Source organism: Rhizobium sp. C4 (assembly GCF_021026315.1).
Lineage (GTDB): Bacteria > Pseudomonadota > Alphaproteobacteria > Rhizobiales > Rhizobiaceae > Ensifer_A.
The window spans coordinates 14,626-36,696 of the sequence record NZ_JAJNCX010000008.1; the positions used below are offsets into that span (position 1 = coordinate 14,626).

At 61.8% G+C, this 22,071-nt stretch carries 20 protein-coding genes and 1 riboswitch; of the genes, 13 read left to right on the top strand and 7 right to left on the bottom strand.

The genetic code is table 11. The features are described 5' to 3' along the window. Positions 1 to 8: 8 nt before the first annotated feature. Both rhaS and LQK84_RS14805 read right to left on the bottom strand, forming a co-directional pair. A complete protein-coding gene (rhaS, locus tag LQK84_RS14800) occupies positions 9 to 1,001 on the bottom strand; it encodes a rhamnose ABC transporter substrate-binding protein (RefSeq protein ID WP_230829501.1) in 993 nt (330 codons plus the stop codon). Between the two features lie 38 nt (positions 1,002 to 1,039). Next, complete coding sequence (locus LQK84_RS14805) at positions 1,040 to 1,843, bottom strand: DeoR/GlpR family DNA-binding transcription regulator (RefSeq protein ID WP_230829502.1); 804 nt, start codon at positions 1,841 to 1,843, stop codon at positions 1,040 to 1,042. A gap of 181 nt (positions 1,844 to 2,024) precedes the next feature. Between LQK84_RS14805 and LQK84_RS14810 the strand changes: the two genes are divergently transcribed. From LQK84_RS14810 to LQK84_RS14860, 11 genes are all read left to right on the top strand, one after another. Then, positions 2,025 to 4,127: a bifunctional rhamnulose-1-phosphate aldolase/short-chain dehydrogenase gene (locus tag LQK84_RS14810; protein WP_230829503.1), complete on the top strand. Its 2,103-nt coding sequence runs from the start codon at positions 2,025 to 2,027 to the stop codon at positions 4,125 to 4,127. Between the two features lie 113 nt (positions 4,128 to 4,240). Next, complete coding sequence (gene rhaI, locus LQK84_RS14815) at positions 4,241 to 5,527, top strand: L-rhamnose catabolism isomerase (protein ID WP_230829504.1); 1,287 nt, start codon at positions 4,241 to 4,243, stop codon at positions 5,525 to 5,527. Positions 5,528 to 5,730: 203 nt separating this feature from the next. Then, complete coding sequence (locus LQK84_RS14820; RefSeq protein WP_230829505.1) at positions 5,731 to 6,657, top strand: ArsR/SmtB family transcription factor; 927 nt, start codon at positions 5,731 to 5,733, stop codon at positions 6,655 to 6,657. Between the two features lie 172 nt (positions 6,658 to 6,829). Beyond that, complete coding sequence (arfA, locus tag LQK84_RS14825; protein ID WP_230829506.1) at positions 6,830 to 8,341, top strand: arabinosylfuranosidase ArfA; 1,512 nt, start codon at positions 6,830 to 6,832, stop codon at positions 8,339 to 8,341. A 36-nt stretch (positions 8,342 to 8,377) separates the two neighbouring features. Beyond that, on the top strand, positions 8,378 to 9,478 hold the full coding sequence (locus tag LQK84_RS14830) for an ABC transporter ATP-binding protein (protein WP_230829507.1): 1,101 nt from the start codon (positions 8,378 to 8,380) through the stop codon (positions 9,476 to 9,478). After that, positions 9,471 to 10,394: a carbohydrate ABC transporter permease gene (locus LQK84_RS14835; RefSeq protein ID WP_230829508.1), complete on the top strand. Its 924-nt coding sequence runs from the start codon at positions 9,471 to 9,473 to the stop codon at positions 10,392 to 10,394. The genes LQK84_RS14830 and LQK84_RS14835 overlap by 8 nt, the downstream gene beginning before the upstream one ends. Next, a complete protein-coding gene (locus tag LQK84_RS14840; RefSeq protein WP_230829509.1) occupies positions 10,394 to 11,242 on the top strand; it encodes a carbohydrate ABC transporter permease in 849 nt (282 codons plus the stop codon). The genes LQK84_RS14835 and LQK84_RS14840 overlap by 1 nt, the downstream gene beginning before the upstream one ends. 91 nt (positions 11,243 to 11,333) lie before the next feature. Continuing rightward, positions 11,334 to 12,653 (top strand): ABC transporter substrate-binding protein, encoded by a 1,320-nt coding sequence (locus LQK84_RS14845; RefSeq protein WP_230829510.1) that lies wholly within the window; start codon positions 11,334 to 11,336, stop codon positions 12,651 to 12,653. Positions 12,654 to 12,925: 272 nt separating this feature from the next. Further along, positions 12,926 to 14,308 carry an aspartate aminotransferase family protein gene (locus tag LQK84_RS14850; RefSeq protein WP_230829511.1) on the top strand — a complete coding sequence of 461 codons (1,383 nt, stop codon included), beginning with the start codon at positions 12,926 to 12,928 and terminating at the stop codon, positions 14,306 to 14,308. A 65-nt stretch (positions 14,309 to 14,373) separates the two neighbouring features. Then, positions 14,374 to 15,753 carry a glutamine synthetase family protein gene (locus LQK84_RS14855; RefSeq protein WP_230829512.1) on the top strand — a complete coding sequence of 460 codons (1,380 nt, stop codon included), beginning with the start codon at positions 14,374 to 14,376 and terminating at the stop codon, positions 15,751 to 15,753. A gap of 103 nt (positions 15,754 to 15,856) precedes the next feature. Then, positions 15,857 to 16,390: a lipocalin family protein gene (locus LQK84_RS14860; protein WP_330166414.1), complete on the top strand. Its 534-nt coding sequence runs from the start codon at positions 15,857 to 15,859 to the stop codon at positions 16,388 to 16,390. A gap of 15 nt (positions 16,391 to 16,405) precedes the next feature. Here LQK84_RS14860 and LQK84_RS14865 read toward each other — a convergent pair whose 3' ends face one another. After that, positions 16,406 to 17,107 (bottom strand): SDR family NAD(P)-dependent oxidoreductase, encoded by a 702-nt coding sequence (locus LQK84_RS14865; RefSeq protein ID WP_230829513.1) that lies wholly within the window; start codon positions 17,105 to 17,107, stop codon positions 16,406 to 16,408. A 119-nt stretch (positions 17,108 to 17,226) separates the two neighbouring features. Between LQK84_RS14865 and LQK84_RS14870 the strand changes: the two genes are divergently transcribed. Both LQK84_RS14870 and crcB read left to right on the top strand, forming a co-directional pair. Further along, positions 17,227 to 18,501 (top strand): DUF2254 domain-containing protein, encoded by a 1,275-nt coding sequence (locus LQK84_RS14870; RefSeq protein ID WP_230829514.1) that lies wholly within the window; start codon positions 17,227 to 17,229, stop codon positions 18,499 to 18,501. Between the two features lie 48 nt (positions 18,502 to 18,549). Beyond that, positions 18,550 to 18,624, top strand: a riboswitch (Fluoride riboswitch). A 93-nt stretch (positions 18,625 to 18,717) separates the two neighbouring features. Continuing rightward, positions 18,718 to 19,104: a fluoride efflux transporter CrcB gene (crcB, locus tag LQK84_RS14875; protein ID WP_230829515.1), complete on the top strand. Its 387-nt coding sequence runs from the start codon at positions 18,718 to 18,720 to the stop codon at positions 19,102 to 19,104. On the opposite strand, the gene LQK84_RS14880 is transcribed toward crcB, so the two are convergent. Genes LQK84_RS14880 through LQK84_RS14895 form a run of 4 tightly spaced genes read right to left on the bottom strand, consistent with a single transcriptional unit; the run spans position 19,105 to position 22,069 of the window. Beyond that, a complete protein-coding gene (locus LQK84_RS14880; RefSeq protein ID WP_230829516.1) occupies positions 19,105 to 19,866 on the bottom strand; it encodes a LamB/YcsF family protein in 762 nt (253 codons plus the stop codon). It lies immediately after the preceding gene. Between the two features lie 12 nt (positions 19,867 to 19,878). Further along, the gene (locus tag LQK84_RS14885) at positions 19,879 to 20,253 is read right to left on the bottom strand and encodes a hypothetical protein (protein WP_230829517.1); all 375 of its coding nucleotides are present in this window, start codon (positions 20,251 to 20,253) and stop codon (positions 19,879 to 19,881) included. Next, on the bottom strand, positions 20,250 to 21,617 hold the full coding sequence (gene accC, locus LQK84_RS14890; protein ID WP_230829674.1) for an acetyl-CoA carboxylase biotin carboxylase subunit: 1,368 nt from the start codon (positions 21,615 to 21,617) through the stop codon (positions 20,250 to 20,252). The genes LQK84_RS14885 and accC overlap by 4 nt, the downstream gene beginning before the upstream one ends. Positions 21,618 to 21,619: 2 nt before the next feature. Beyond that, a complete protein-coding gene (locus LQK84_RS14895) occupies positions 21,620 to 22,069 on the bottom strand; it encodes an acetyl-CoA carboxylase biotin carboxyl carrier protein (RefSeq protein ID WP_230829518.1) in 450 nt (149 codons plus the stop codon). Positions 22,070 to 22,071 lie beyond the last annotated feature (2 nt).

The window sequence follows — 22,071 nt, forward strand, 5'->3', positions numbered from 1 at the left end:
TGGGAGGCTCAGTAGATCTTCGAGAACTTCTCGATGTTCGACTTGTCGAACTGGTAGGGAGCCGCCATGGCAGCCGAGTTCGTGTCGTCGAGCTTGATCGAGCCGACCTTGCCGAGCGAGAAGGAAGCACCCGGCTCTGCCTTCTTGCCCTTGATCAGCTGGTCGGAGATGTAGACAGCCGAGTAGCCGAGGTCGATCGGGTTCCACAGCGCCACGCCCTGCGACGCGCCGTTGTCGATGAACTTCTTGAACTCGGAGGGCAGAGCGAGACCGGTGACGTTGATCTTACCGATCAGCTTCTGGTCGGTGACGACCTGGGCAGCCGCCACGACGCCGACGGTGGTCGGAGCGATGATGGCCTTGAGGTTCGGATAGGACGAGATCAGGCCCTTGGCTTCGTTCGTCGACTTGACCGAGTCGTCATCGCCATAGGCGACGCTCACGAGCTTGATCTTGGGGAACTTGGTTGGCAGGATCTTCTTGGCGGCGTCGATCCAGGCGTTCTGGTTGGTCGCCGTGGAAGAAGCCGACAGGATCGCAACTTCACCGCCATCCGGCAGATGGTCGGCAGCAAGCTTGATGATCGTTTCGCCGATCAGGTTGGTGTCGGACGGGTTGAGGTGCAGCATGCGGCCGCCCTTGGCGACGCCCGAATCCCACGAAATCACCTTGATACCGCGGTCCATGGCCTTCTTCAGCGCCGGAACGAGTGCGTCGGGGTCGTTGGCGGAAATCGCAATCGCATCGACCTTCTGGGCGATCAGCGAGTTGATGATTTCGATCTGGCCTTCGGCCGTGGCCGAGGTCGGGCCGGTATAGATGACCTCGATGCCACCACCGAGTTCCTTGGCGGCATCCTGCGCGCCCTTGGCGGCAGCGTCGAAGAAGCCGTTGCCGAGCGACTTGACGACGAGCGCGATCTTCTCGGCGGCAGAAGCCGGTCCGGCCATCAGGGCGGCGGCAATCGCCGTCGAGATTGCGAGTTTATGCAGAAGTTTCATGTTCATTCCTCCCGTTGAAGTTCTCCCCCCGGCTGGCGTCACGCCACGACCGAGGCCTGTTCCTTGGCTATTTTATCCGCGATGATCAGCTCGACGCCCGCTTCCTCAAGCATCTGTCGGTCCTCGTCGCGAATTCCGTCATCCGTGATGATCGTCGTCACGCGGTCCAGCGGGCAGAGCACCAGGCTGGAACGCTTCTTGAACTTGGACGAGTCGGCGAGCACGACGAGTTCGTCCGCCTGGCCGATCAGCTTCTGCTCGGCCTGGATCAGCAGCGGATCGGCCTCCATGAGACCAAGCTTGCTCAACCCTTGAGCCCCCATGAACATGCGCTTGGCGTAGAAATTCCGCGTCACGTCGTTCTCGAAGGGGCTGAGAATGATGTTCTGCTCGCGATAGATGACCCCGCCCGAGAGCATGATCGTATTCTTCGAATTCCTGAGCAGATGTTCCGCAATCGGGAACGAATTGGTGAAGATCTGCATGCGCCGCGACGCGAGCAGATGCACCATCTGGAAGGTCGTCGTGCCGCCATTGATGATGATCGGATCGCCATCGGCGCAAAGTTCGACCGCTTTCAGTGCAATCGCGCGCTTCTGAGCGATATTGATCGTTTCGTTGACCGAGAAGGGTCGGCCGGCAAGACCGGGGAAGGCCGGCGGATTGATCGCCTCGGCCCCGCCGCGCACCCGGCGCAGCTTCTTCTGCACATGCAGCGTCGCAATGTCCCGCCGGATCGTCGCTTCCGACGATTCCGTGAGTTCAACCATTTCGCCGACGGTCACGACAGGCTTTTCCTGGACCGCTGACAGAATGATGCGATGGCGCTCTTTCTCGTGCATGAATTCCTCCCTGCCCTGAACATATTCACTCAATGTTAAATTTGTCAATCACATCCGATCAGAAATAATCATATTGCGCTGCAATATGATTGAAATTGATCGAAATCGATTGACTTGCGACAAGTTTTGCAGCATCGATACCGCAAAACTCGAAACATGCGTGTTACGCAGGGAGGAAGATATGTCGATACAAGAGGCCGGTTCGCGGCTGAAAAACCTGTGGGATAAGGCCCGCGCGAGCGGCATGAGCGAGCCCGAACTGCTTCTCTATCGCTCCAACCTGCTGGGTTCCGACAAGCGCGTCACCAATTACGGCGGCGGCAATACGTCGGCCAAGGTGATGCAGAAGGATCCGCTGACGGGCGAACTCGTGGAAGTTCTCTGGGTCAAGGGTTCCGGCGGCGATGTCGGCACGATCAAGATGGACGGCTTTGCCACGCTCTATATGGACAAGCTGCGCGCGCTCAAGGGCATCTATCGCGGCGTTGCGTTCGAAGACGAGATGGTCGGCTATCTGCCGCACTGCACCTTCAATCTGAATGCACGCGCCGCCTCCATCGACACGCCGCTGCATGCCTATGTGCCGAAGAAGCACGTCGACCACATGCATCCCGACGCGATCATCGCGATTGCCGCGTCGGCCAATTCGAAGGAACTGACGCAAAAGATCTTCGGCGGCGAGATCGGCTGGCTGCCCTGGAAGCGTCCGGGCTACGAGCTGGGCCTCTGGCTTGAAAAGTTCTGCCTCGAAAACCCGTCCGCCAAGGGCGTGGTGCTCGAAAGCCATGGCCTCTTCACCTGGGACGATGACGCGGAAGCCTGCTATGCGCTCACCATCGACATCATCAACCGGGCGATTGCCTGGTTCGAGACGGAAACTGCCGGCAAGGCCGTCTTCGGCGGCGAGAAGCACAAGTCACTCGCCCCCGCCGAGCGCCGCGCTGTGGCAGCAAGCCTCATGCCCGCCATTCGCGGCATGATCTCGAAAGAGGCCCACATGGTCGGCCATTTCGATGATAGCGATGCCGTGCTGCAGTTCGTCTGCGCCAAGAACATGGAAGCGCTCGCGGCCCTCGGCACCTCCTGCCCCGACCACTTCCTGCGCACCAAGATCCGCCCGCTGGTCGTCGATTTCGACCCTGCAAAGCCGGATATCGCCGCGACGCTCGAAAGCCTGAAGCCGAGCGTGGAAGCCTATCGCAAGGACTACGCGGCCTATTACGAACGCTGCAAGCATCCCGACAGCCCGGCGCTGCGCGATCCCAACGCCATCGTCTATCTCGTCCCCGGCGTCGGCATGATCACCTTCGCCAAGGACAAGGCAACGGCGCGCATTTCCGGCGAGTTCTATACGAACGCCATCAACGTGATGCGCGGCGCCTCCACCGTGTCGACCTACGTCGGCCTGCCGGAACAGGAAGCCTTCGACATCGAATACTGGCTGCTCGAGGAAGCCAAGCTCCAGCGCATGCCGAAGCCGAAGTCGCTTGCCGGCCAGATTGCCATCGTCACTGGCGGCGCCGGCGGTATCGGTTCGGCGACAGCCGCCCGCCTTCTCTCCGAAGGCGCCTGCGTGGCGCTCGCCGATATCGACGAGACCGCCCTTGCCTCGACAATCGACAATCTCGCCGGCCGCTACGGCAAGGATGTCGTGCGTTCGGTCAAGATGAACGTCACGGACGAGGCTGCGGTCATTGCGGCTTATGCGGATATCGCAGTCGAATTTGGCGGCATCGACATTATCGTGTCCAATGCCGGCATCGCCTCCTCCGCTCCGGTCGAGGAAACCTCGCTGGAACTCTGGAACCGCAACATGTCGATCCTGTCGACCGGCTATTTCCTCGTTGCCCGCGAAGCCTTCAAGGTTCTGCGCCAACAGGCTATCGGCGGCTCGATGATCTTCATCGCCTCGAAGAACGGCCTTGCCGCTTCGCCGAATGCGTCCGCCTATTGCACCGCCAAGGCCTCCGAAATCCATCTCGCGCGCTGCCTGGCGCTCGAAGGGGCGGAAGCCGGCATTCGCGTGAATGTGGTGAACCCCGACGCGGTTCTGCGCGGCTCGAAGATCTGGTCCGGCGAGTGGCTGGACCAGCGTGCCTCGACCTACAAGACCGACAAGGAAGGTCTCGAGGAAATGTACCGCCAGCGCTCCATGCTGAAGCGTTCGGTCCTGCCGGAGGATATTGCGGAAGCGACTTATTTCTTCGCCTCCGATGCCTCGTCCAAGTCGACGGGCAATATCATCAACGTCGACGCCGGCAACGTTCAGGCATTCACGCGCTAAGGCCACACCCCTTCCTCTCCCCTTGTGGGAGAGGAAGAAAAATCAGCATCTTAGCTTTAGCTAAGTGCTAGATTTTTCAGGTGAGGGGTCACGCACATGAGGAGGAGATTCCCATGACACAGATCGACAAGAGCGTCGTAGACGCACACAACGAAAGGGCGTCCGCAGCCCTCAAGGCGGATTATGCAGCCCTTGGCGAACATCTTTCCCGCCGGGGCATAGACATCGATGCCATCAAGGCGAAGGTCGCCCGCTATGGCGTCGCCATCCCGTCCTGGGGTGTCGGCACGGGCGGCACGCGCTTTGCCCGCTTCCCCGGCGCCGGCGAGCCGCGCAACATCTTCGACAAGATGGACGATTGCGCCGTCATCCACCGCCTGACCGGGGCAACGCCTGCCGTCTCGCTGCATATCCCGTGGGACAAGGCCGATCCGGCAGCCCTCAAGGCCAAGGCGGAAGAAACCGGCCTCACCTTCGACGCGATGAATTCCAACACGTTCCAGGACCAGCCGGACCAGGCGCATTCCTACAAGTTCGGCTCGCTCTCGCATGCCAATGCCGCAACGCGCGAGCAGGCAGCCGAGCACAACATCGAATGCATCGAGATCGGCAAGGCCATCGGCTCCAAGGCGTTGACGGTCTGGATCGGCGACGGCTCCAACTTCCCGGGCCAGACGAATTTCACCAGGCAGTTCGAGCGTTATCTCGATGCGATGCGCACCGTCTACAAGGCCCTGCCGGATGACTGGCGCATCTTCACCGAGCACAAGATGTATGAGCCGGCCTTCTATTCGACCGTCGTGCAGGACTGGGGCACGAACTACATGATCGCCGAAGCGCTGGGCCCGAAGGCCTTCTGCCTCGTCGATCTCGGCCACCATGCCCCGAACGTGAACATCGAAATGATCGTCGCCCGCCTCATCCAGGCGAAGAAGCTCGGCGGCTTCCATTTCAACGATTCCAAATATGGCGACGACGACCTCGATACGGGCTCCATCGACCCCTACCGCCTCTTCCTCGTCTTCAACGAACTGGTGGACGCGGAAACGCGCGGTGCCGATGGCTTCAACCCCGCCCACATGCTCGACCAGTCACACAACGTCACCGACCCGATCGAAAGCCTGATGGTCTCGGCCATGGAAGTGCAGCGCGCTTATGCGAGCGCCCTGCTTGTCGACCGCAAGGCACTGGAAGGTTTCCAGGACGGCAATGACGCGCTGATGGCGACGAACACGCTGAAAAAGGCCTTCCGCACCGATGTCGAGCCGATCCTCGCCATGGCGCGTCTCGAAAAAGGCGTGGCCATCGATCCGGTCGCGGCCTATCGCGCGTCCGGCTACCGCGCCAAGGTCGCTTCCGAGCGCCCGGCCGTTTCCGGTGCCGGCGGCGGCATCGTCTGAGGGGATCGGCAGGTCTGAAGGCCTGCCCAAACCCGTCATTCGGCACGTACTCCAATTGCGCCCCCGATCGTCCCCTGTGTCGATCGGGGGCGTTTGCGTGTCCGGGGTCGGTCCCGAGACGCGGCACTCCTCCTGCTTGAGGCAGGTCTTGCAAAAATCAGAAAGCAGGATACAAATCGGGAAATCGGTAGCAAAAGAGTGCCATGACGAAAAGCTTCCTCATCGTCGACCCCGAGGTCGATCAGGTCGTCCTCAAGGCGATCGCCTCGCCGGCCCGTGCGGCCATGCTCAAGCTTTTGCACGAGCGCGGCCCGATGAATGTCAACGACATCGCCGCTCTCCTGGCGCAGCCGCAATCGACGGTTTCGACGCATATCCAGATTCTCGAAGATGCCGGCCTCGTGCAAAGCGAGACGCAGAAGGCACGCAAGGGAAACCAGAAAATCTGCCGCGCCACCGTGGAAGAAGTGATCGTCGTTTTCAAGAACGAGGTGCGCGAACCGCGCAAGGACCTGATCGAGGTCTCGATGCCAGTCGGGCTCTATACGAGCTTTGAAGTGACGGCGCCCTGCGGCCTCTGTTCGCCGGAAGGGATCATCGGCCTGCTCGACGTCCCGAATGCGCTTCTCGACCCGGACCGCATGAAAGCCGGGCTTATCTGGTTCACGCGCGGCTATGTCGAATATCAGTTTCCCAACAATGCGAAGCTCTCCAACACCGCCATCAAGGAGCTGGAAGTCGCTGTCGAGCTCAGTTCGGAAGTGCCCGGCACCAGCGCCGACTGGCCTTCGGATATCACGCTCACCATCAACGGCAAGAAGGTCGGGGTGTGGACCTCGCCCGGCGATTTCGGCGACAAGCGCGGCGTCTATACGCCGGACTGGTGGAAGCTCAAGGGCTCGCAATATGGCAAGCTGAAGAACTGGCGCGTCGGTCCGGACGGCACCTTTGTCGATGGTGTCCAGATCTCCAACGTAACGCTTGCCGACCTCGATCTTGCCAGCCATCACTCGATCCGCGTGCGCATCGGCATCGACGACGACGCCTCCCATCCGGGTGGCATCAACATCTTCGGCAAGGGCTTCGGCAATTACGATCAGGACATCGTTCTCAGGCTGAAAATCGAATAGCATCAGATATTCCGATATTTAAAATATCGTCATGAAAACAATATATTGCGTCTCCAATATGGAATAGATCAGGCCAAATTCCGCCGAATGCCTTGACCTTTACCGGATTTTTCGATTTAGTATCCGTAATAGCGATCCATATCGCTTTTTATGATACTAATGGGAGGAATGCATGAAGGTTTCGGTCGTGGCGCATCCGCAGTTCGTTGTCGCGGATATCGACCCCAGGCTCTACGGGTCCTTCATCGAGCATCTGGGTCGCGCCGTTTATACGGGCATCTATGAGCCGGGCCACGCAACCGCCGACGAAGCCGGCATGCGCAAGGACGTGATCGACCTTGTGAAGGAACTCGACGTTCCGATCGTGCGCTATCCGGGCGGCAACTTCGTTTCGGCCTATAACTGGGAAGACGGTGTCGGTCCGAAGGACGAGCGCCCCGTCCGCCTCGATCTCGCCTGGCACACGTCCGAAAGCAACGAGGTTGGCCTGCACGAATTCGCCGACTGGTGCGTTTCGGCCAATACCGAGATGATGCTGGCCGTCAATCTCGGCTCCCGCGGGCTCGATGAGGCGCGCAATCTTCTCGAATATGCCAATCATCCCGGCGGCTCCGAATGGAGCAACAAGCGTATCGCAAACGGTCGCAAGGAACCCTTCGACGTCAAGCTCTGGTGCCTCGGCAACGAGATGGACGGCCCCTGGCAGATCGGCCACAAGACGGCCGACGAATATGGCCGCCTGGCCCACGAAACCGCCAAGGCCATGCGCGCCTTCGACAAGTCGCTGGAACTCGTCGTCTGCGGCTCGTCGAACGCCAAGATGCCGACCTATCCGGAATGGGAAGCGACCGTTCTCGACCACACCTACAATGAAGTCGATTACATCTCGCTGCACATGTATTTCGACAACCATGCCAACAACACGCCGAACTATCTGGCGATGAACGAGAAGCTCGACGACTACATCATGTCGGTCGCCGGCGTCATCGATTACATCAAGGCGAAGAAGCGCTCGTCCAAGCAGGTCTATATCTCCTTCGACGAATGGAACGTCTGGTATCATTCCAAGGAGCAGGACAAGAAGATCCTGGAAGGTGCCGATGGCTGGCCCTTTGCCCCGCCGCTGCTGGAAGACATCTACAATTTCGAGGATGTCCTGCAGGTCGGCCTCATCCTCAACACCTTCATCCGCCGCTCCCATGTCGTGCGGATTGCCTGCCTGGCGCAGCTCGTGAACGTGATTGCGCCCATCATGACCTCGCCGGACGGTGCGGCATGGCGGCAGACGATTTACTACCCGTTCCTGTTTGCCTCGCGCTTCGGCCGCGGCAAGGCGCTCGACCTCAAGGTCGCGGGCCCGACCTACAAGAGCGATGTTGCAGGCGAGGTCTCCTGCCTCGACGTTTCGGCGGTCCATGACGAGGAGGCGGGTGCGGTGAGCTTCTTCATCGTCAACCGCTCGGACAAGGACGTTGACGCTGATTTCGACGTTGCGGCCTTCGGCAAGAATGCCAGCATCATCGACCATCAGGTGATGACCCATGCCGATCTCAAGGCGGTCAACACCGAAGCCGACATGATGAATGTTGCACCGAAGAAGGCCGATACGGCAGCTCTCGCGGATGGCAGCCTCACGGCCAAGTTCGCCCCCTATTCCTACCAGATGATCCGGATCAAGGTCTGATCCGGCATCGCCAGTCTGGTCATGGGAGGAGAGACAATGACGGCAAGCATCGACATCAACAAAGTGACCAAGCGGTTCGGTTCGCTCACCGTTCTGGATGAGCTGTCGCTTTCCATTCCAGCCAATGAGTTCGTGGTCTTCCTCGGACCATCGGGCTGCGGGAAGTCCACGCTTCTGCGCATGATCGCCGGGCTTGAAAGTGTCGATTCCGGCGAAATTCTCATCAATGGCGAGCGCATCGACGATCAGCCGCCCGGCCAGCGCGGCGTCGCCATGGTGTTCCAGTCCTATGCGCTCTACCCGCATATGACCGTGCGCGACAACATGGCCTTCGGGCTGAAGAACATCTCCGTCGACCGCGCCGTCATCGAGGCGCGCATTGCCGAAGCCGCGCGCATGCTCGAAATCGGCCATCTGCTGGATCGCAAGCCCGGCCAGCTCTCCGGTGGCCAGCGCCAGCGCGTGGCGATCGGCCGCGCCGTGGTCAAGGAGCCGAAGGCCTTCCTGTTCGACGAGCCCCTTTCCAACCTTGACGCGGCGCTGCGCACCCGCACCCGCATCGAACTTGCCCAGCTGCACCAGCGGCTGAAATCCACCATGATCTTCGTCACGCACGACCAGATCGAGGCCATGACGCTGGCCGACCGGATCGTCGTCATGAACAACCGGAAGATCGAACAGATCGGCGCGCCGATGGAGATCTACAACCGGCCCGCCAGCCGTTTCGTTGCCGGGTTTGTCGGCGCACCGGCGATGAATTTCCTGCCGGTGACGATCCGGGAAAATGCCGGTTTCGTTGCCGCCACGACGGGGGCCGGACTTGAGCTGACGACGGCGATCCCGACAAGCGGTCTTCCGGACGGCCCGTTCGAACTCGGCATCCGCTCCGAGCATGTGCGCATCACGCCCCCAACGGCCAATGCGGCCGAAGGCGTGGTCGATGTGCTCGAACGGTTGGGCGAACGGACGCTTGTCTATGTGCGCCTCGGCGACGGCCAGCAGATTGTCGGCTCGGACAGCGGCGACAGCCGCGTCGCCGTCGGCGATCGTGTGGGTCTCGCCTTCGAGGGCGCAAAGGCGCATCTCTTCGATGCGTCGGGCCGCGCCTGGCATGGCGGGGAGGCTGGCCATGGCTGAGCCTCGGACTGCCGGAACCGCCACCGCTCGGTCGCGCCGCAAAAGCGTCGACATCTATGCGCCGCAGTGGCGCAACTTCCTCTTCGTCGCGCCCTATCTCACGATCTTCGCGACGCTTCTCGTCTTCCCGCTCTTCTGGGGAATCTGGCTGTCCTTTCACAAGGCCGACACGTTCTCATCGGGCCGTTTCGTCGGTCTGGACAACTATTTCCGGCTGTTCCGCGATCCGATTTTCATGCAATCGATCTGGAACACCTTCTATTTCGTGTTTCTGACCGTTCCGGCGCTGGCGCTCATCGGCCTTTTCCTGGCGCTCTGCCTCAACCGGCGCACGCGAAGCGCGGCGGTCCTGCGCGCGCTCTTCTTCTCGTCCTCGGTTCTGTCGGTCACCATCGTCACGCTGATCTGGCGCATCGTCTTCATTCCCGATCTAGGGCTTCTGTCGATGGTCTATGGCCTGTTCGGAGCCCAGGCGCCGGCCTTCCTGGCCGACCCCCACCTGGCCATGATCGGGATCGCCATTGCCACCGTCTGGTGGTGCATCGGCCTGCCGATGATGCTCTTCCTCTCGGCCCTGCAGCAGATCCCGCAGGATATCTACGAGGCAGCGGCCCTCGACAACGCCAACCGCTGGCAGACGCTGTGGTCGATCACGCTGCCCTCGATCAAGCGGACCTTCATCCTGGTGATCATCATCCAGATCGTGCTGCAGTTCCAGCTCTTCGGGCAGGCGTGGCTGATGACGCGCGGCGGACCCAACAACCTGACCAAGCCGATCGTGCTCTATATCTACAACACCGCCTTCCAGCGCTGGGATATCGGGCTGGGTGCGGCTGCCTCTGAAATCCTGTTCCTGCTGATCCTCATCGCGGCCATGGCGCAATATCTCGTCACCCGCAGAAAGGCAGATGCGTGATGGCCTCGCACAATTCCGAAATCATCGGCAGATCCTTTGGCGATCGCGTCCTCTTCGGCCTCGTCATCCTGCTGGCGCTCGTCATGGCCGGGCCGGTGCTCTACGTCATCGCCCTGTCGCTCAAGGACAACAAGGAGCTGATGGTCGATCCGCATTCGGTCTTCCACATGCCCTACACGATCAAGAATTACATCGACACGATCGGCACATCGAACGTCTTCTCCTGGGTGTTCAACAGCATCATCGTTGCGGGCGGCCTGACCGTCTTCACGCTGATCCTCTCGTCGCTTGCCGGCTACGGCTTTGCGCGGCTGAACTTTCCGGGTCGCGCTGTCCTCTTCGTGATCGTTCTTCTGGGGCTCGCGGTCCCGGAACAGGCCGTGCTGATTGCCCGCCACCAGATCTTCAGCTGGCTCGGCCTGCACAATTCCTATCCGGGCCTGATCCTGCCCGGTCTGTCGAGCGCTTTCGGCGTGTTTCTGATGACACAGTATTTCCGCGCCATTCCGAAGGAACTGGACGAGGCGGCGATCCTCGACAATGCAAGCCGCTTCCGGGTGTTCTGGAAGGTTCTGCTGCCGCTGACGGTCCCGGCGCAGGCAACGCTCGGCATCTTCACCTTCCTCGGCGCCTGGAACGACTATTTCTGGCCGCTGATTTCGGCCACCAAGAAGGAAATGTTCACGCTGACGGTCGGCATTGCCTCGACACAGATGAATTTCGCCCAGTCGCAAGGCATCGGCTTCCTGATGGCGCAGGCGGTCTTTGCCGGTGCGCCCATCCTGATCATCTATCTGTTTTTCCAGAAATATATCGTCACCGCCGTCTCGGGAGCGGCGGTTCGGTAAAGCATGCGCCGGGGGGAGAATTTGAGCCCGGCGATTGAGGGAACGGCGCCGTTCACTGTTGGACGGTGAAAACCAACTAGGAGGAAATGACATGACATTGAGAAAACTGTTTCTCGCGACCATCTCCGCTGCGACGGTGATGATGGCGTCGCCGAGCTTCGCGGCGACCGAACTGCAGGTGCAGCGCTTCTTCGGCGCCTGCGACGCCGATTTCGGCAAGAACACCGACGTCACCAAGGCCGTCGGCGAATGCGGCATCATCACCTCGCTGATCAACAAGTTTGCCGCCGACAATCCGGATATCAAGATCAATGTCACGACGGTCGAATGGCCGGGCTACGACCAGCTGACCGCGCAGTTTGCCTCGGGCGACGCGCCGGACATCGTCACGATCCATGAATCGGTTCTGTCCGACTATCAGTCGAAGGGCCTGCTGATGCCGCTCGATGACGTCCTGAAGACGGTCGGCCTCACGACGGACCAGTTCACCGGCGCCGCCAAGGAAGGCGCGACGAAGGACGGCAAGATCTATGGCCTGCCGATCGACAACTGGACCATGCTCTACCATGTGAACATGGACCTCTTCAAACAGGCCGGCCTGGTCAATGCCGACGGCACGCCGATGCTGCCGAAGTCGCCCGAAGAGCTGCTGGCGCAGGCCGAGCAGTTCAAGCAGAAGACGGGCAAGCCCTATTTCGTGCAGAACCTTGCCAATGAAACGGCGCTCTTCACCCGCAATCTCTACACCTATCTCTTCCAGCAGAATTCCGACTTCTTCGCCGATCCGAAGAAGGCAAAGTTCAACACGCCGGAAGCCAAGAAGGTTGTCGAGATGTACAAGGCCATCTTCGACAAGGGTTACACGACGAAGAACCTGGATTACGGCGGCGCCATCAACGCATTTCTTGCCGGTGAAGGCGGCGTTCAGCTGAACGGCACCTGGGTCGTCGGCGACTATAATGCCCAGTCGGAAAAGGCCGGCACCGCGCTCAACAAGGGCGGCTATGCGGTCTATCCCTATCCGCAGCTCTTCTCCGGCGCCAAGGCGCAGTATGCCGACGGCCATACCTGGGCGGTCTCCAAGAAGGATCGTTCGCCTGAGCAGACGGCTGCCATCGGCAAGTTCCTGAAGTTCTTCGCCGACAACGACTTCGAATGGTCGCGCACCGGCCACCTGCCGGCCTACAAGGCCGTGATGGAGTCCGCCAAGTTCAAGGCGCTGCCGCATCGTGACACGATCGCAGCCATCGCAACCCTCGGCAAGCCGCTGCCGTCCGCCGTCCAGCGCCAGTTCGCCATCCAGGACATCGTCGGCGAAGAAATGAGCGCCGCCGTGACCGGCCAGAAGCCTGTCGACAAGGCACTTGCCGACATGGAAAGCCGCGTCAACGAGTTGCTTGCCAACCTCTGATCGGCTCCCGAATGCGGCCCAGCCGCAACCGCGTCGCGTCATCCCTCCCGGAGGCGCGGCGCGGTTTTTTGTAGGCCTCCGCACGGTCAAAGCTGGCGGACGAAGGGCATTCCCCGGCATCGAATTCCCATCGTAACGCACCCTCGTAGAGTGCCCTGAAGCAACCTCCGCACCCGCTTGAAATTTTTGATCAAAGATCGTAGAAATATTTTGATCAAATTTGAAACGCGCCTTGCCGCAGGCGATGCAGCGAATTCACAAGGGGGCGAACCATGACCATTCTGAACAATACGCGCGAGCTTCAGAGCATCGACGCCGCGCATCACCTGCATCCCTTCACCAACACGCGCGAAATCAACGAACGCGGCGTGCGCATCATCACCTCGGCCAGCGGCATCTACGTGAATGACGCCGAAGGCAACCGGATCCTTGATGGCATGAGCGGTCTGTGGTGCATGAATGTCGGCCATGGCCGCAAGGAAATCATCGACGCCGTCGCCCGGCAGATGGAAGAGCTGACCTATTACAACACCTTCTTCAACACGGCGCACCCGCCGGTGATCGAGCTTTCCCGCCTTCTGGCGGAAGTCACGCCGCCGCAGTTCAACCACTTCCATTTCACCGGCTCGGGCTCGGAATCCAACGACACCATCTTCCGCCTCGTCCGCTACTACTGGGAGCTGGAAGGCAAGCCGGAGAAGTCGATCTTCATTTCGCGCCGCGGCGCCTATCACGGCTCGACGGTCGCGGCGGCCTCGCTTGGCGGCTTCAGCTCCATGCACAAGCAGGGCGGCCTGCCGATCGACGGCATCTACCACGCACCCTCGCCGGACTGGTGGAGCTATGGCGGCGAACTCAGCCCGGAAGATTTCGGCATCAAGGTGGCCGAGCAGACACTGGCGCTGATCGACGGCATCGGCGCCGACCGGATCGGGGCGATGATTGCCGAGCCGATCATGGGCGCTGGCGGTGTCATCATTCCGCCGAAGACCTACTGGCCGATCCTCGCCAAGGGGCTGAAGGAACGCGACATCCTGCTGATCTCGGATGAAGTCATCTGCGGTTTCGGCCGCACCGGCCAATGGTTCGGCTGCGAATTCATGGGAACCCAGCCCGATTTCATGACCATGGCCAAGGGCATCACCTCGGGCTATGTGCCGATGGGCGCCGTTGCGGTCTCCGACCGCGTGGCCAATGTGCTTCTGGAAAAGGGCGACGAGTTTGCCCATGGCTACACCTATTCCGGCCATCCGGCTGCCTGCGCCGCTTCGATTGCGACGATCGGCATCATGCGTTCGGAAAAGCTGGTCGAAAATGTTCGCGACGATGTCGGCCCCTATCTCAAGGAAAAGTGGCTGCAGCTGGCGGACCATCCGATGGTGGGCGAGGCCGTGATGGAAGGCCTGATCGGCGCTTTCCAGTTCTCCTCCGACAAGAAGGCCCGCGCCGGCTTCCCGGACGGATCCAAGATCGGCTTCACCGCGCGCGAGCATTCCTTCCAGAACGGGCTTGTCATGCGCGCCGTTGGCGATCGCATGGTCATCGCACCGCCGCTGACGCTGACCCGCGCCCAGGCTGACGAACTTGTCGAAAAGGCTGTCAAGGTGATCGATCTGACCTATGCCTACGCCAAGAAACAGGGCCTTATGGCCTGAAGCACTTCGCCCCGCGACATGGTTGCGGGGCGCGCGAACACCTGGCCGGAACGGATAGAACAGACATGACGACAGCATCGCCCAGCGGCTCGCATCTGCAGGAAGCGGAAGATTTCCTGGCCCGGTATCCGGAGCTCGAGGCGATCGACATCGTGATGACCGACTTTCACGGCATCGGCCGCGGCAAGATCATCCGCCGCCACGAGCTGGCCTCGCTTTACAAGTCGGGCCGCGGCATGCCGGCCTCCCTGTTCGGACAGGATGTGGCGGGCGACGACGTCGACAGTTCCGGCCTGATCCTGACCGATGGCGGCGGCGACAAGCTTTGCTGGCCCATTCCCGGCACGCTCGGCATGATGCCCCATACCGGCCGCGGCCAGGTTCTGGTCAGCATGTACAATTCCGACGGCAGCCCCTTCGATGCGGAGCCGCGTCACGCGCTGGTGCGCCAGGTCGAACGGGCAGCAAAGGCTGGCTTCTCGCCAATGGGCGCCTTCGAACTCGAATTCTACCTCATCGACCGCGAGCGCGACGGCAAGGGCCGATACCAGCCGGCGCGCTATGCGCTCAACGGTCGCGATTGCCTCCATCGCAGCACCATGTCCGTCGACGAACTCGACGAGATGTCGCCGCTGTTCGATGTCATCTATCAGGGCGCAAAGCATCTCGGCCTGACGCTGGAATCGCTGATTTCCGAATATGCCGCCGGTCAGTATGAAATGACCATCCGCTATCGCGATCTGCTGCGCGCCGCCGATGATGTGATCGTCGCCAAGCGGCTGATCCGCTCCGCTGCCCGCCGTTTCGGCATGGAGGCCTGCTTCATGGCCAAGCCCTTCGGCCAGCAGGCCGGCTCCGGCATGCACCTTCATCTCTCATTGGCAAACGGTGCGGGCGACAATCTGTTCGGCGACCCGACGGAGGGCACGCTCAGCCCCCTGATGCTGAACGCGATCGGCGGTATCCGTGAGACGGTTGGCGACACGATGCTGGTGCTTGCCCCCTTCCTCAACTCGTGGCGACGCTTTGCCTCGGTCTCCTATTCTCCGGCCTCCGACGACTGGGGGATCGAGAACCGCACGGTTGCGCTGCGCGTGCCCGGAGCGCCAGGCAAGGGCCGCCACTTCGAACACCGCGTCGCAGGCGTCGATGCCAACGCCTACATGGTCGGCACCGTCACGCTCGCCGGTGCCCTGCAGGGCATCGAAACGAAGGCTGATCCCGGCCCCGCCGTGGAACCGGACGCCGGCGGTCAGGACCGGACCAGCAACCTGCCCAACAGCTGGCAGAATGCCATTCAACGCGCCGGGCAATCGGACTTTCTGCGCGACGCCCTGGGCCAGACACTTCATCACGGCTTCGTCGCCGTCAAGCAGGCGGAATATCAGCGGCTTGCGCTTGAGGTCACCGAGGCGGAATGGGGCCTCTACGGCTTCGTCGTCTGACGGCAGCCGCCTGATCGAAGGCACGGAAGGCAGGGCGTCTGGTCGCAAAGGTGATCCGGCCACGCCCCGAAGTCGTAACCCTCCTTAAATGGAGGATCAAACGATGTCAGCTTTCAGCCGCCTGTCCCTCGCCGCCCTGCTCATGACCGCCGGTCTCGGTCTTGGAACCGCTCCGGCACAGGCCGAGCCCAATGTCGTCAAGGTCGGCCGCGATCACTACACCGGCACCTGGCTGGAAATCGCCCGCACGCCGATGAAGATCACCGACGGCTGCGTCGCCGGCTACACGACCTACATGCCATCAGCCAGCAGCGATGTGTTCCGCATCGAAGACGGCTGCCGCACCGGCTCGCCGAAGGGCGAGCTGCTCACCATCGACGGGATCGGCAAGCTCGAGGATGCCGGAGCCACGAATGCCAAATTGACGGTACGCTACCTTGGCGGCATCGTCACGTTCAAATACTGGGTTCTCTACAAGTCGCCGGACAAGAGCTGGTTCATCAGCGCCGATCCGCAGATGCAGAACCTCTGGATCTACGCCCGCAAGGCGCCGTCGAAGAAGGAGCTCTCGGTCATGGTCGCCAAGGCGAAAGCGCTCGGCTATGACACGCGCAAGCTGGAATATCCCGAGCCCTGAGGGCTCGGCGCCATTTCACCACTCGATAGCGGACCCGTCATAGGCAAAGAAACCGCCGGTCTTTTCCGGCGGTAATTCGTTGAGCACGGCGAGAAGATTGGCCGCAGCCTCTGCCGGCGAAACGGCAGCATGGGTGCCGCGATAGCCGACAGACAGGCCGGTCTCCACCGTTCCCGGATGCAGCGCCGCGACCACCGCAAGCGGCCGGGTGCGCGCGATCTCGATGGCCGCCGTGCGGACGATCTGGTTCTGCGCCGCCTTGGCGGCCCGATAGGAGATCCAGCCGCCGAAATGGTTGTCGCCGATCGAGCCGACGCGGGCGGAGAGGGAACAGAAGATCCCCCTGCGGTCGCGCGGCAGCAGAGGCGCAAAGTGCTTGAGCAGAAGCGCAGGCCCGACGGCGTTCAACGCAAATTGCCGGAGCATGGCTTCCGGATCGATCGCCTTCAGCGCCTTTTCAGGTCCCGCACCTTCAATCGTCAGCGCACCAGTCGCGTTGAAAATCAGATCAAGGCCATCCGAACCCGCCGCAAGGCGTGCCGCTTCTCTTGCAACGGAGGCTTCGTCTGTGACATCGAAACCGAAATTGTCGCGCCGCGACAGGCACATCACCGCGCCGGCGCGCGGGTCGCGCCCAAGCGCCTCCGTAACTGCCGAACCTATGCCACCGGATGCGCCGATTACCAGGGCACGATAGCCGTCTCTTAAGGAATTCATCTTGATCATGTTCCTGATACGAAGTGCGCGATGGCGCGGATTTCCGGGAACGAAACTGGATGACTTGCTTTTGAGGTTGAAAGCCGGGGATAGTGGACCCGAGGACACGGCGAGGATCAATGAATTTCAAACTCTGGAACATCTACAGGGCCTGGCGGCAGAAGATCTGGATGCGGGTCGTCGCCATTGCCTGCCTTTCGGTGCTGTCTGTTATTCTGGCGCAATTGCTCGCCCCCTATGTGCCCGAACTTGTGGCGCTCAAGGCGGGCTCCGACGCCGTGTCGCAGATCCTCGAAATCCTCGCCTCCTCGATGCTGGCCGTGACGACGTTCTCGCTTTCCATTGCCGTGACTGGCTTCGGCACCGCCGCAGCGACGGCAACACCGCGCGCCACCGCGCTCCTGCAGGAAGACACGACGACACAGAATGTCCTTGCAACCTTTATCGGCGCCTTTCTCTTCAGCCTGCTTGGGCTGATCGCGCTCAACGCCCAGCTCTATAGCCAGTCCGGCAAGGTCGTACTCTACATTTTCACCATCGCCGTGGTGCTCCTTGTCGTCATCGCGCTCATCCGGTGGATCGGGCATCTGCTGAGCTTCGGGCGCATGGACGATACGCTCGACCGCGTCGAGACCGCCACGCGCGATGCACTGATCGCGCGGGTAGCCAATCCCTATCTCGGCGGACGCCCTTTGAACGGCCCAATCCCTGAAGGCTGCCTCGAAATCCCGGCCCCCGTCACCGGCTATATCGAACACATCGACATGGCGACCTTGCAGGCCCTTGCCGAGGAGATGAAAGGCGAGGCCTATCTCCTGCAGATCCCCGGTTCCTTTGTCGTCGAACGGGGGCCGTTGATGTATCTGCGGGCCGAAAGCCTCTCCGACGAGGAGACGGGGAGCCTGCAGGCGGCATTTGCCATCAGCCGACAGCGCGCTTTCGATGGCGATCCGCGTTTCGGGCTCATCGTGCTCTCCGAGATCGCCTCGCGGGCGCTTTCGCCTGCGGTCAACGACCCGGGCACTGCGATCAGCGTTCTCGGACGGCTTGTCCGCATCCTCACGGAATGGAACGGGCGGGCGGTTGTCGAGCCTGACTATGCATCATTACATGTCAGTCCGATCAGACCGGAAGATGCCATCGAGGACGCTTTCCGGCCGATGGCGCGCGATGGAGCCGAGATGATCGAGGTTCAGGTGCGGCTACAGAAAGCTCTTTCGGCGCTTCGCCGCTCTGTGCCCGAGGCGTTTGATGCGCCCGGCGCAGACCTGTCGGCCTATGCCTTGGCGCTTGCCACCAAAGCCGGCCTGCCTGAGGCAGAAATCGCACTCCTGCGCAGGCTCTCTCAAGCGGGCACGCATCGAACGACAGGAAACGTTGACATGTCGGTCTGACAGGGAACAGGCAAAGATTGCAATGGCGCCATTCTTGCCCTAGATCATCAAACCGATGGGAATGGGGCTTCCCGAGAACCGCCGGCCTTTGAAGAAGGTGTGGCTGATAGCTCCTGCCGAATGCGGAATGGTCGAAAGCCGTCCGCGATGGCGGGAGCGTGTCTTGACCTTCCCCTCGTCGCCAGGCTTTCGTTGCAACAACGAAAGGACAAATCCATGAACTATCTGATCGTCTTCATCGGCGCCGGCATCGGCGGCATGCTGCGCCAGGGCGTGAACGTCGCAGCGCTGAAGTGGCTCGGCCCGAGTTTTCCCTGGGGAACGCTTTGCGTCAATATTCTCGGTAGCCTCATCATGGGGCTGATCGCTGAATACTGGGCGCTGAAATCCGGCCTGCCGCAATCGGCGCGGCTGTTTCTGACCACCGGCATCCTCGGCGGCTTCACCACGTTCTCGACCTTCTCTCTCGATACGTCGGTCATCTTTGAGCGCGGTGAAACATGGCTTGCCGTTGGCTATGCCATCGCCTCAGTGGTCCTGTCGGTCGGCGCCCTGTTCGTTGGCCTGGCGATCGTGCGCAATCTCGTCGCCGTCCAGGGCTGATCAAGCCGCCAGAAACGACCTGAGCGCCACGCCACGCGCAGTCAGCTCTCCCCGGATATGGACTGCCATGGCGATCGCGCTCGGCCCGTCGCCGTGAACACAGATCGAATGGGCGTCGAGCTTGATCGGCGCGCCATCGACGACCGGCATCAGCCCGGTTTCGAGATAGGAGACCAGCCGGTCGGCGGCCTCTTGCGGATCATGGATCATCGCATCAGCCCGCGAGCGCGGCACGAGGCGGCCTGTGGACAGATATCCGCGATCGGCAAAAATTTCGCTGTAGACCGGAACGCCGAGTTCGCGGGCGGCAAGCTCGAGCTCCGTCCCGGAAATCGCCAGAACCGCCATGTCGGGCCCGAAGGCACGGGCGGCACGGGCGACGGCGGACGCGGCGGCGCGATCATCTGCGCAATGGTTGGCGAGCGCCCCGTGGGCCTTGATATAACGCACCGTGACGCCGGCCAGCGCTGCCGCGCCCATCAGCGCGCCGGTCTGCGTCGCCACCAGCCGCTCGATTTCGCCCGGCGTCATCGGGATCAGCCGGCGGCCGAAGCCCTCGCGATCGGCAAAGCCCGGATGCGCACCCACCACGACGCCCCGGTCACGCGCGATTTCCAGCGTGCGGAACATGGTTTCGGGATCGCTGGCATGACCGCCGCAGGCGACGTTGGCGCTGGTGACGACCTGCAGGATCGCCTCGTCATCACCCATCTTCCAGGGGCCGTAGCTTTCGCCGAGATCGGAATTGAGGTCGATGCGCATGGTCGGACAATCCTATTCAAACTCGAAGACGGTTTCGCCATAGCCGACAAGGTCACCGGGCCTGACGGGTTTCGCGGCGACCCGACCGGGCTTGTCCGCCTCGATGGCAAAGCGGATCTCGCCAAGCTCCAGAAAGCCGACGATCTGGTGTTCGGCGACCGGATCACCAACACGGATTGCCGGGACGGTATCGGCGAAGACGCCGAAATAGCGGGTGCGGATCGCGGCCTTCGGCTTCACCGCTTTCGGTGCCGCCACCTGAACCGGCTTTTGCGGCCGGTTGACGATGACCTTCAGCCGTCCGCCCTGGCCGATGGCACATTCGAGTTCGGCAAGCCCGCGGGATTTGGCCAGCGCAATTGCGCGTTCGATTTCGTCGAGCGTCATTGTCCGCCCTCCGGCTTCAGGCCGCCATCGGCAATCAGCGCTTCGAGATAATGGATATCGAAGCCTCCGTCCCGGAAGCCCGGATCATCCATCAGCCTCCGTTGCAGCGGAATATTGGTCGTCAGCCCGCCGATCTCATATTCGGCCAGCGCCGCCTTCATCCGCGTCACGGCCTCGTCACGCGTGTCGCCATAGGCAATCAGCTTGGCGACGAGTGAATCGTAATGCGGCGGCACTTCGTAGCCGTCATAGAGATGTGTATCGAGCCGGATGCCCGGCCCGCCCGGCGGACGGTGCGTCTCGACGCGGCCGGGGGCGGGCGTGAAGGCAAAGGGGTCCTCGGCATTGATGCGGCATTCGATGGCGTGGCCATGCATCGCGATATCGCTTTGGGTAAACGACAGCGGCTCGCCCATGGCGATGCGGATCTGCTCACGCACGATGTCGATGCCCGTCACCATTTCCGTGACCGGATGCTCGACCTGCACCCGCGTGTTCATCTCGATGAAGAAGAAGTCGCCGTTTTCGTAGAGGAATTCAAACGTGCCGGCGCCGCGATAACCCATCTGCTGGCAAGCCGCCACGCAACGCGCGCCGACGCGTTCGATTGCCTCGCGGGGAATGCCGGGGGCTGGCGCTTCCTCGATCACCTTCTGGTGCCGGCGCTGCATCGAGCAATCGCGCTCGCCGAGCATGACGGCATTGCCATGATTGTCGGCCATTATCTGGATCTCGACATGGCGCGGATGTTCCAGGAACATCTCGATATAGACATCCGGATTGTTGAAGGCGCGGCCCGCTTCCTCGCGGGTCAGCGCCACGGCACCGGCGAGATCCTCCTCGCGCCGCACGATGCGCATGCCGCGACCGCCGCCGCCACCCGAGGCCTTGACGATGAGCGGATAGCCGGTCTCGGCGGCGATATGGCGAACCCGCCAGTCCTCGTCCGGCAAGGCCCCGCCGGAGCCCGGAACGCACGGCACGCCCGCGGCGCGCATCGCTGCCTTGGCGGCGATCTTGTCGCCCATGGTGCGGATGGCGTCGGCTGGCGGGCCGATGAAGACGAGCCCCGCCTTTTCCACCGCCTCGGCAAAGCCGGCATTTTCGGAGAGAAAGCCATAGCCCGGATGGATGGCACCCGCCCCGGTCGCCTTCGCCGCCAGAAGGATCGAGGCGATGTTGAGATAGCTGTCGCGCGCCGGCGCGGGGCCGATGCAGAGGCTCTTGTCGGCAAGCTGCACATGACGCAGATCGCGGTCGGCTTCGGAATGGATTGCAACCGTCTTCAAGCCCAGCGACCGGCAGGCGCGCAGGATGCGGAGCGCGATCTCTCCCCGGTTGGCGATGAGAACCGTGTCGAACATGGTCATCCTTCGATTTCGGGAAGGAGGGCGCCGATCTCGAAGAGAAGCGCGCCACGCGTAACCGGAGCACCATCCTCGACCGCAATGGAGACAATCCTGCCTGCGCGGTCGGCCTCGATGGGCGTCAGCATCTTCATCGCCTCGATAAGACCGAGCACCTGCCCCTCCGCGATCGTGTCACCCGGCTTCACATAGGGTTCCGCCCCCGGCGCCGAGGCGCGATAGAAGGTGCCGGCCATGCCGGAATTGAGCTTGTGCAGCGCCGGCGGTGGCGGAGCGGCGCCCTCGCCGGCCGCCTTCGTCTCGACATGCGCGACGCGATCGGTCGAGCTTTCCTCCTCTTCGTCGCCCAGCGTGATGCGCACGGTCTCGCCATTCACCTCATATTCGAGGCCGGCAATTCCGCTCTTCTTCGCCAGTTCGATCAGGCGTTCGATGAAGTCGATATCCATGT

Bases quoted from the DNA above. Each gene is read 5' to 3' on its own strand.
- rhaS (WP_230829501.1), bottom strand. From the start codon at position 1,001: ATGAAACTTCTGCATAAACTCGCAATCTCGACGGCGATTGCCGCCGCC.
- LQK84_RS14805 (WP_230829502.1), bottom strand. From the start codon at position 1,843: ATGCACGAGAAAGAGCGCCATCGCATCATTCTGTCAGCGGTCCAGGAA.
- LQK84_RS14810 (WP_230829503.1), top strand. From the start codon at position 2,025: ATGTCGATACAAGAGGCCGGTTCGCGGCTGAAAAACCTGTGGGATAAG.
- rhaI (WP_230829504.1), top strand. From the start codon at position 4,241: ATGACACAGATCGACAAGAGCGTCGTAGACGCACACAACGAAAGGGCG.
- LQK84_RS14820 (WP_230829505.1), top strand. From the start codon at position 5,731: ATGACGAAAAGCTTCCTCATCGTCGACCCCGAGGTCGATCAGGTCGTC.
- arfA (WP_230829506.1), top strand. From the start codon at position 6,830: ATGAAGGTTTCGGTCGTGGCGCATCCGCAGTTCGTTGTCGCGGATATC.
- LQK84_RS14830 (WP_230829507.1), top strand. From the start codon at position 8,378: ATGACGGCAAGCATCGACATCAACAAAGTGACCAAGCGGTTCGGTTCG.
- LQK84_RS14835 (WP_230829508.1), top strand. From the start codon at position 9,471: ATGGCTGAGCCTCGGACTGCCGGAACCGCCACCGCTCGGTCGCGCCGC.
- LQK84_RS14840 (WP_230829509.1), top strand. From the start codon at position 10,394: ATGGCCTCGCACAATTCCGAAATCATCGGCAGATCCTTTGGCGATCGC.
- LQK84_RS14845 (WP_230829510.1), top strand. From the start codon at position 11,334: ATGACATTGAGAAAACTGTTTCTCGCGACCATCTCCGCTGCGACGGTG.
- LQK84_RS14850 (WP_230829511.1), top strand. From the start codon at position 12,926: ATGACCATTCTGAACAATACGCGCGAGCTTCAGAGCATCGACGCCGCG.
- LQK84_RS14855 (WP_230829512.1), top strand. From the start codon at position 14,374: ATGACGACAGCATCGCCCAGCGGCTCGCATCTGCAGGAAGCGGAAGAT.
- LQK84_RS14860 (WP_330166414.1), top strand. From the start codon at position 15,857: ATGTCAGCTTTCAGCCGCCTGTCCCTCGCCGCCCTGCTCATGACCGCC.
- LQK84_RS14865 (WP_230829513.1), bottom strand. From the start codon at position 17,107: ATGAATTCCTTAAGAGACGGCTATCGTGCCCTGGTAATCGGCGCATCC.
- LQK84_RS14870 (WP_230829514.1), top strand. From the start codon at position 17,227: ATGAATTTCAAACTCTGGAACATCTACAGGGCCTGGCGGCAGAAGATC.
- crcB (WP_230829515.1), top strand. From the start codon at position 18,718: ATGAACTATCTGATCGTCTTCATCGGCGCCGGCATCGGCGGCATGCTG.
- LQK84_RS14880 (WP_230829516.1), bottom strand. From the start codon at position 19,866: ATGCGCATCGACCTCAATTCCGATCTCGGCGAAAGCTACGGCCCCTGG.
- LQK84_RS14885 (WP_230829517.1), bottom strand. From the start codon at position 20,253: ATGACGCTCGACGAAATCGAACGCGCAATTGCGCTGGCCAAATCCCGC.
- accC (WP_230829674.1), bottom strand. From the start codon at position 21,617: ATGTTCGACACGGTTCTCATCGCCAACCGGGGAGAGATCGCGCTCCGC.
- LQK84_RS14895 (WP_230829518.1), bottom strand. From the start codon at position 22,069: ATGGATATCGACTTCATCGAACGCCTGATCGAACTGGCGAAGAAGAGC.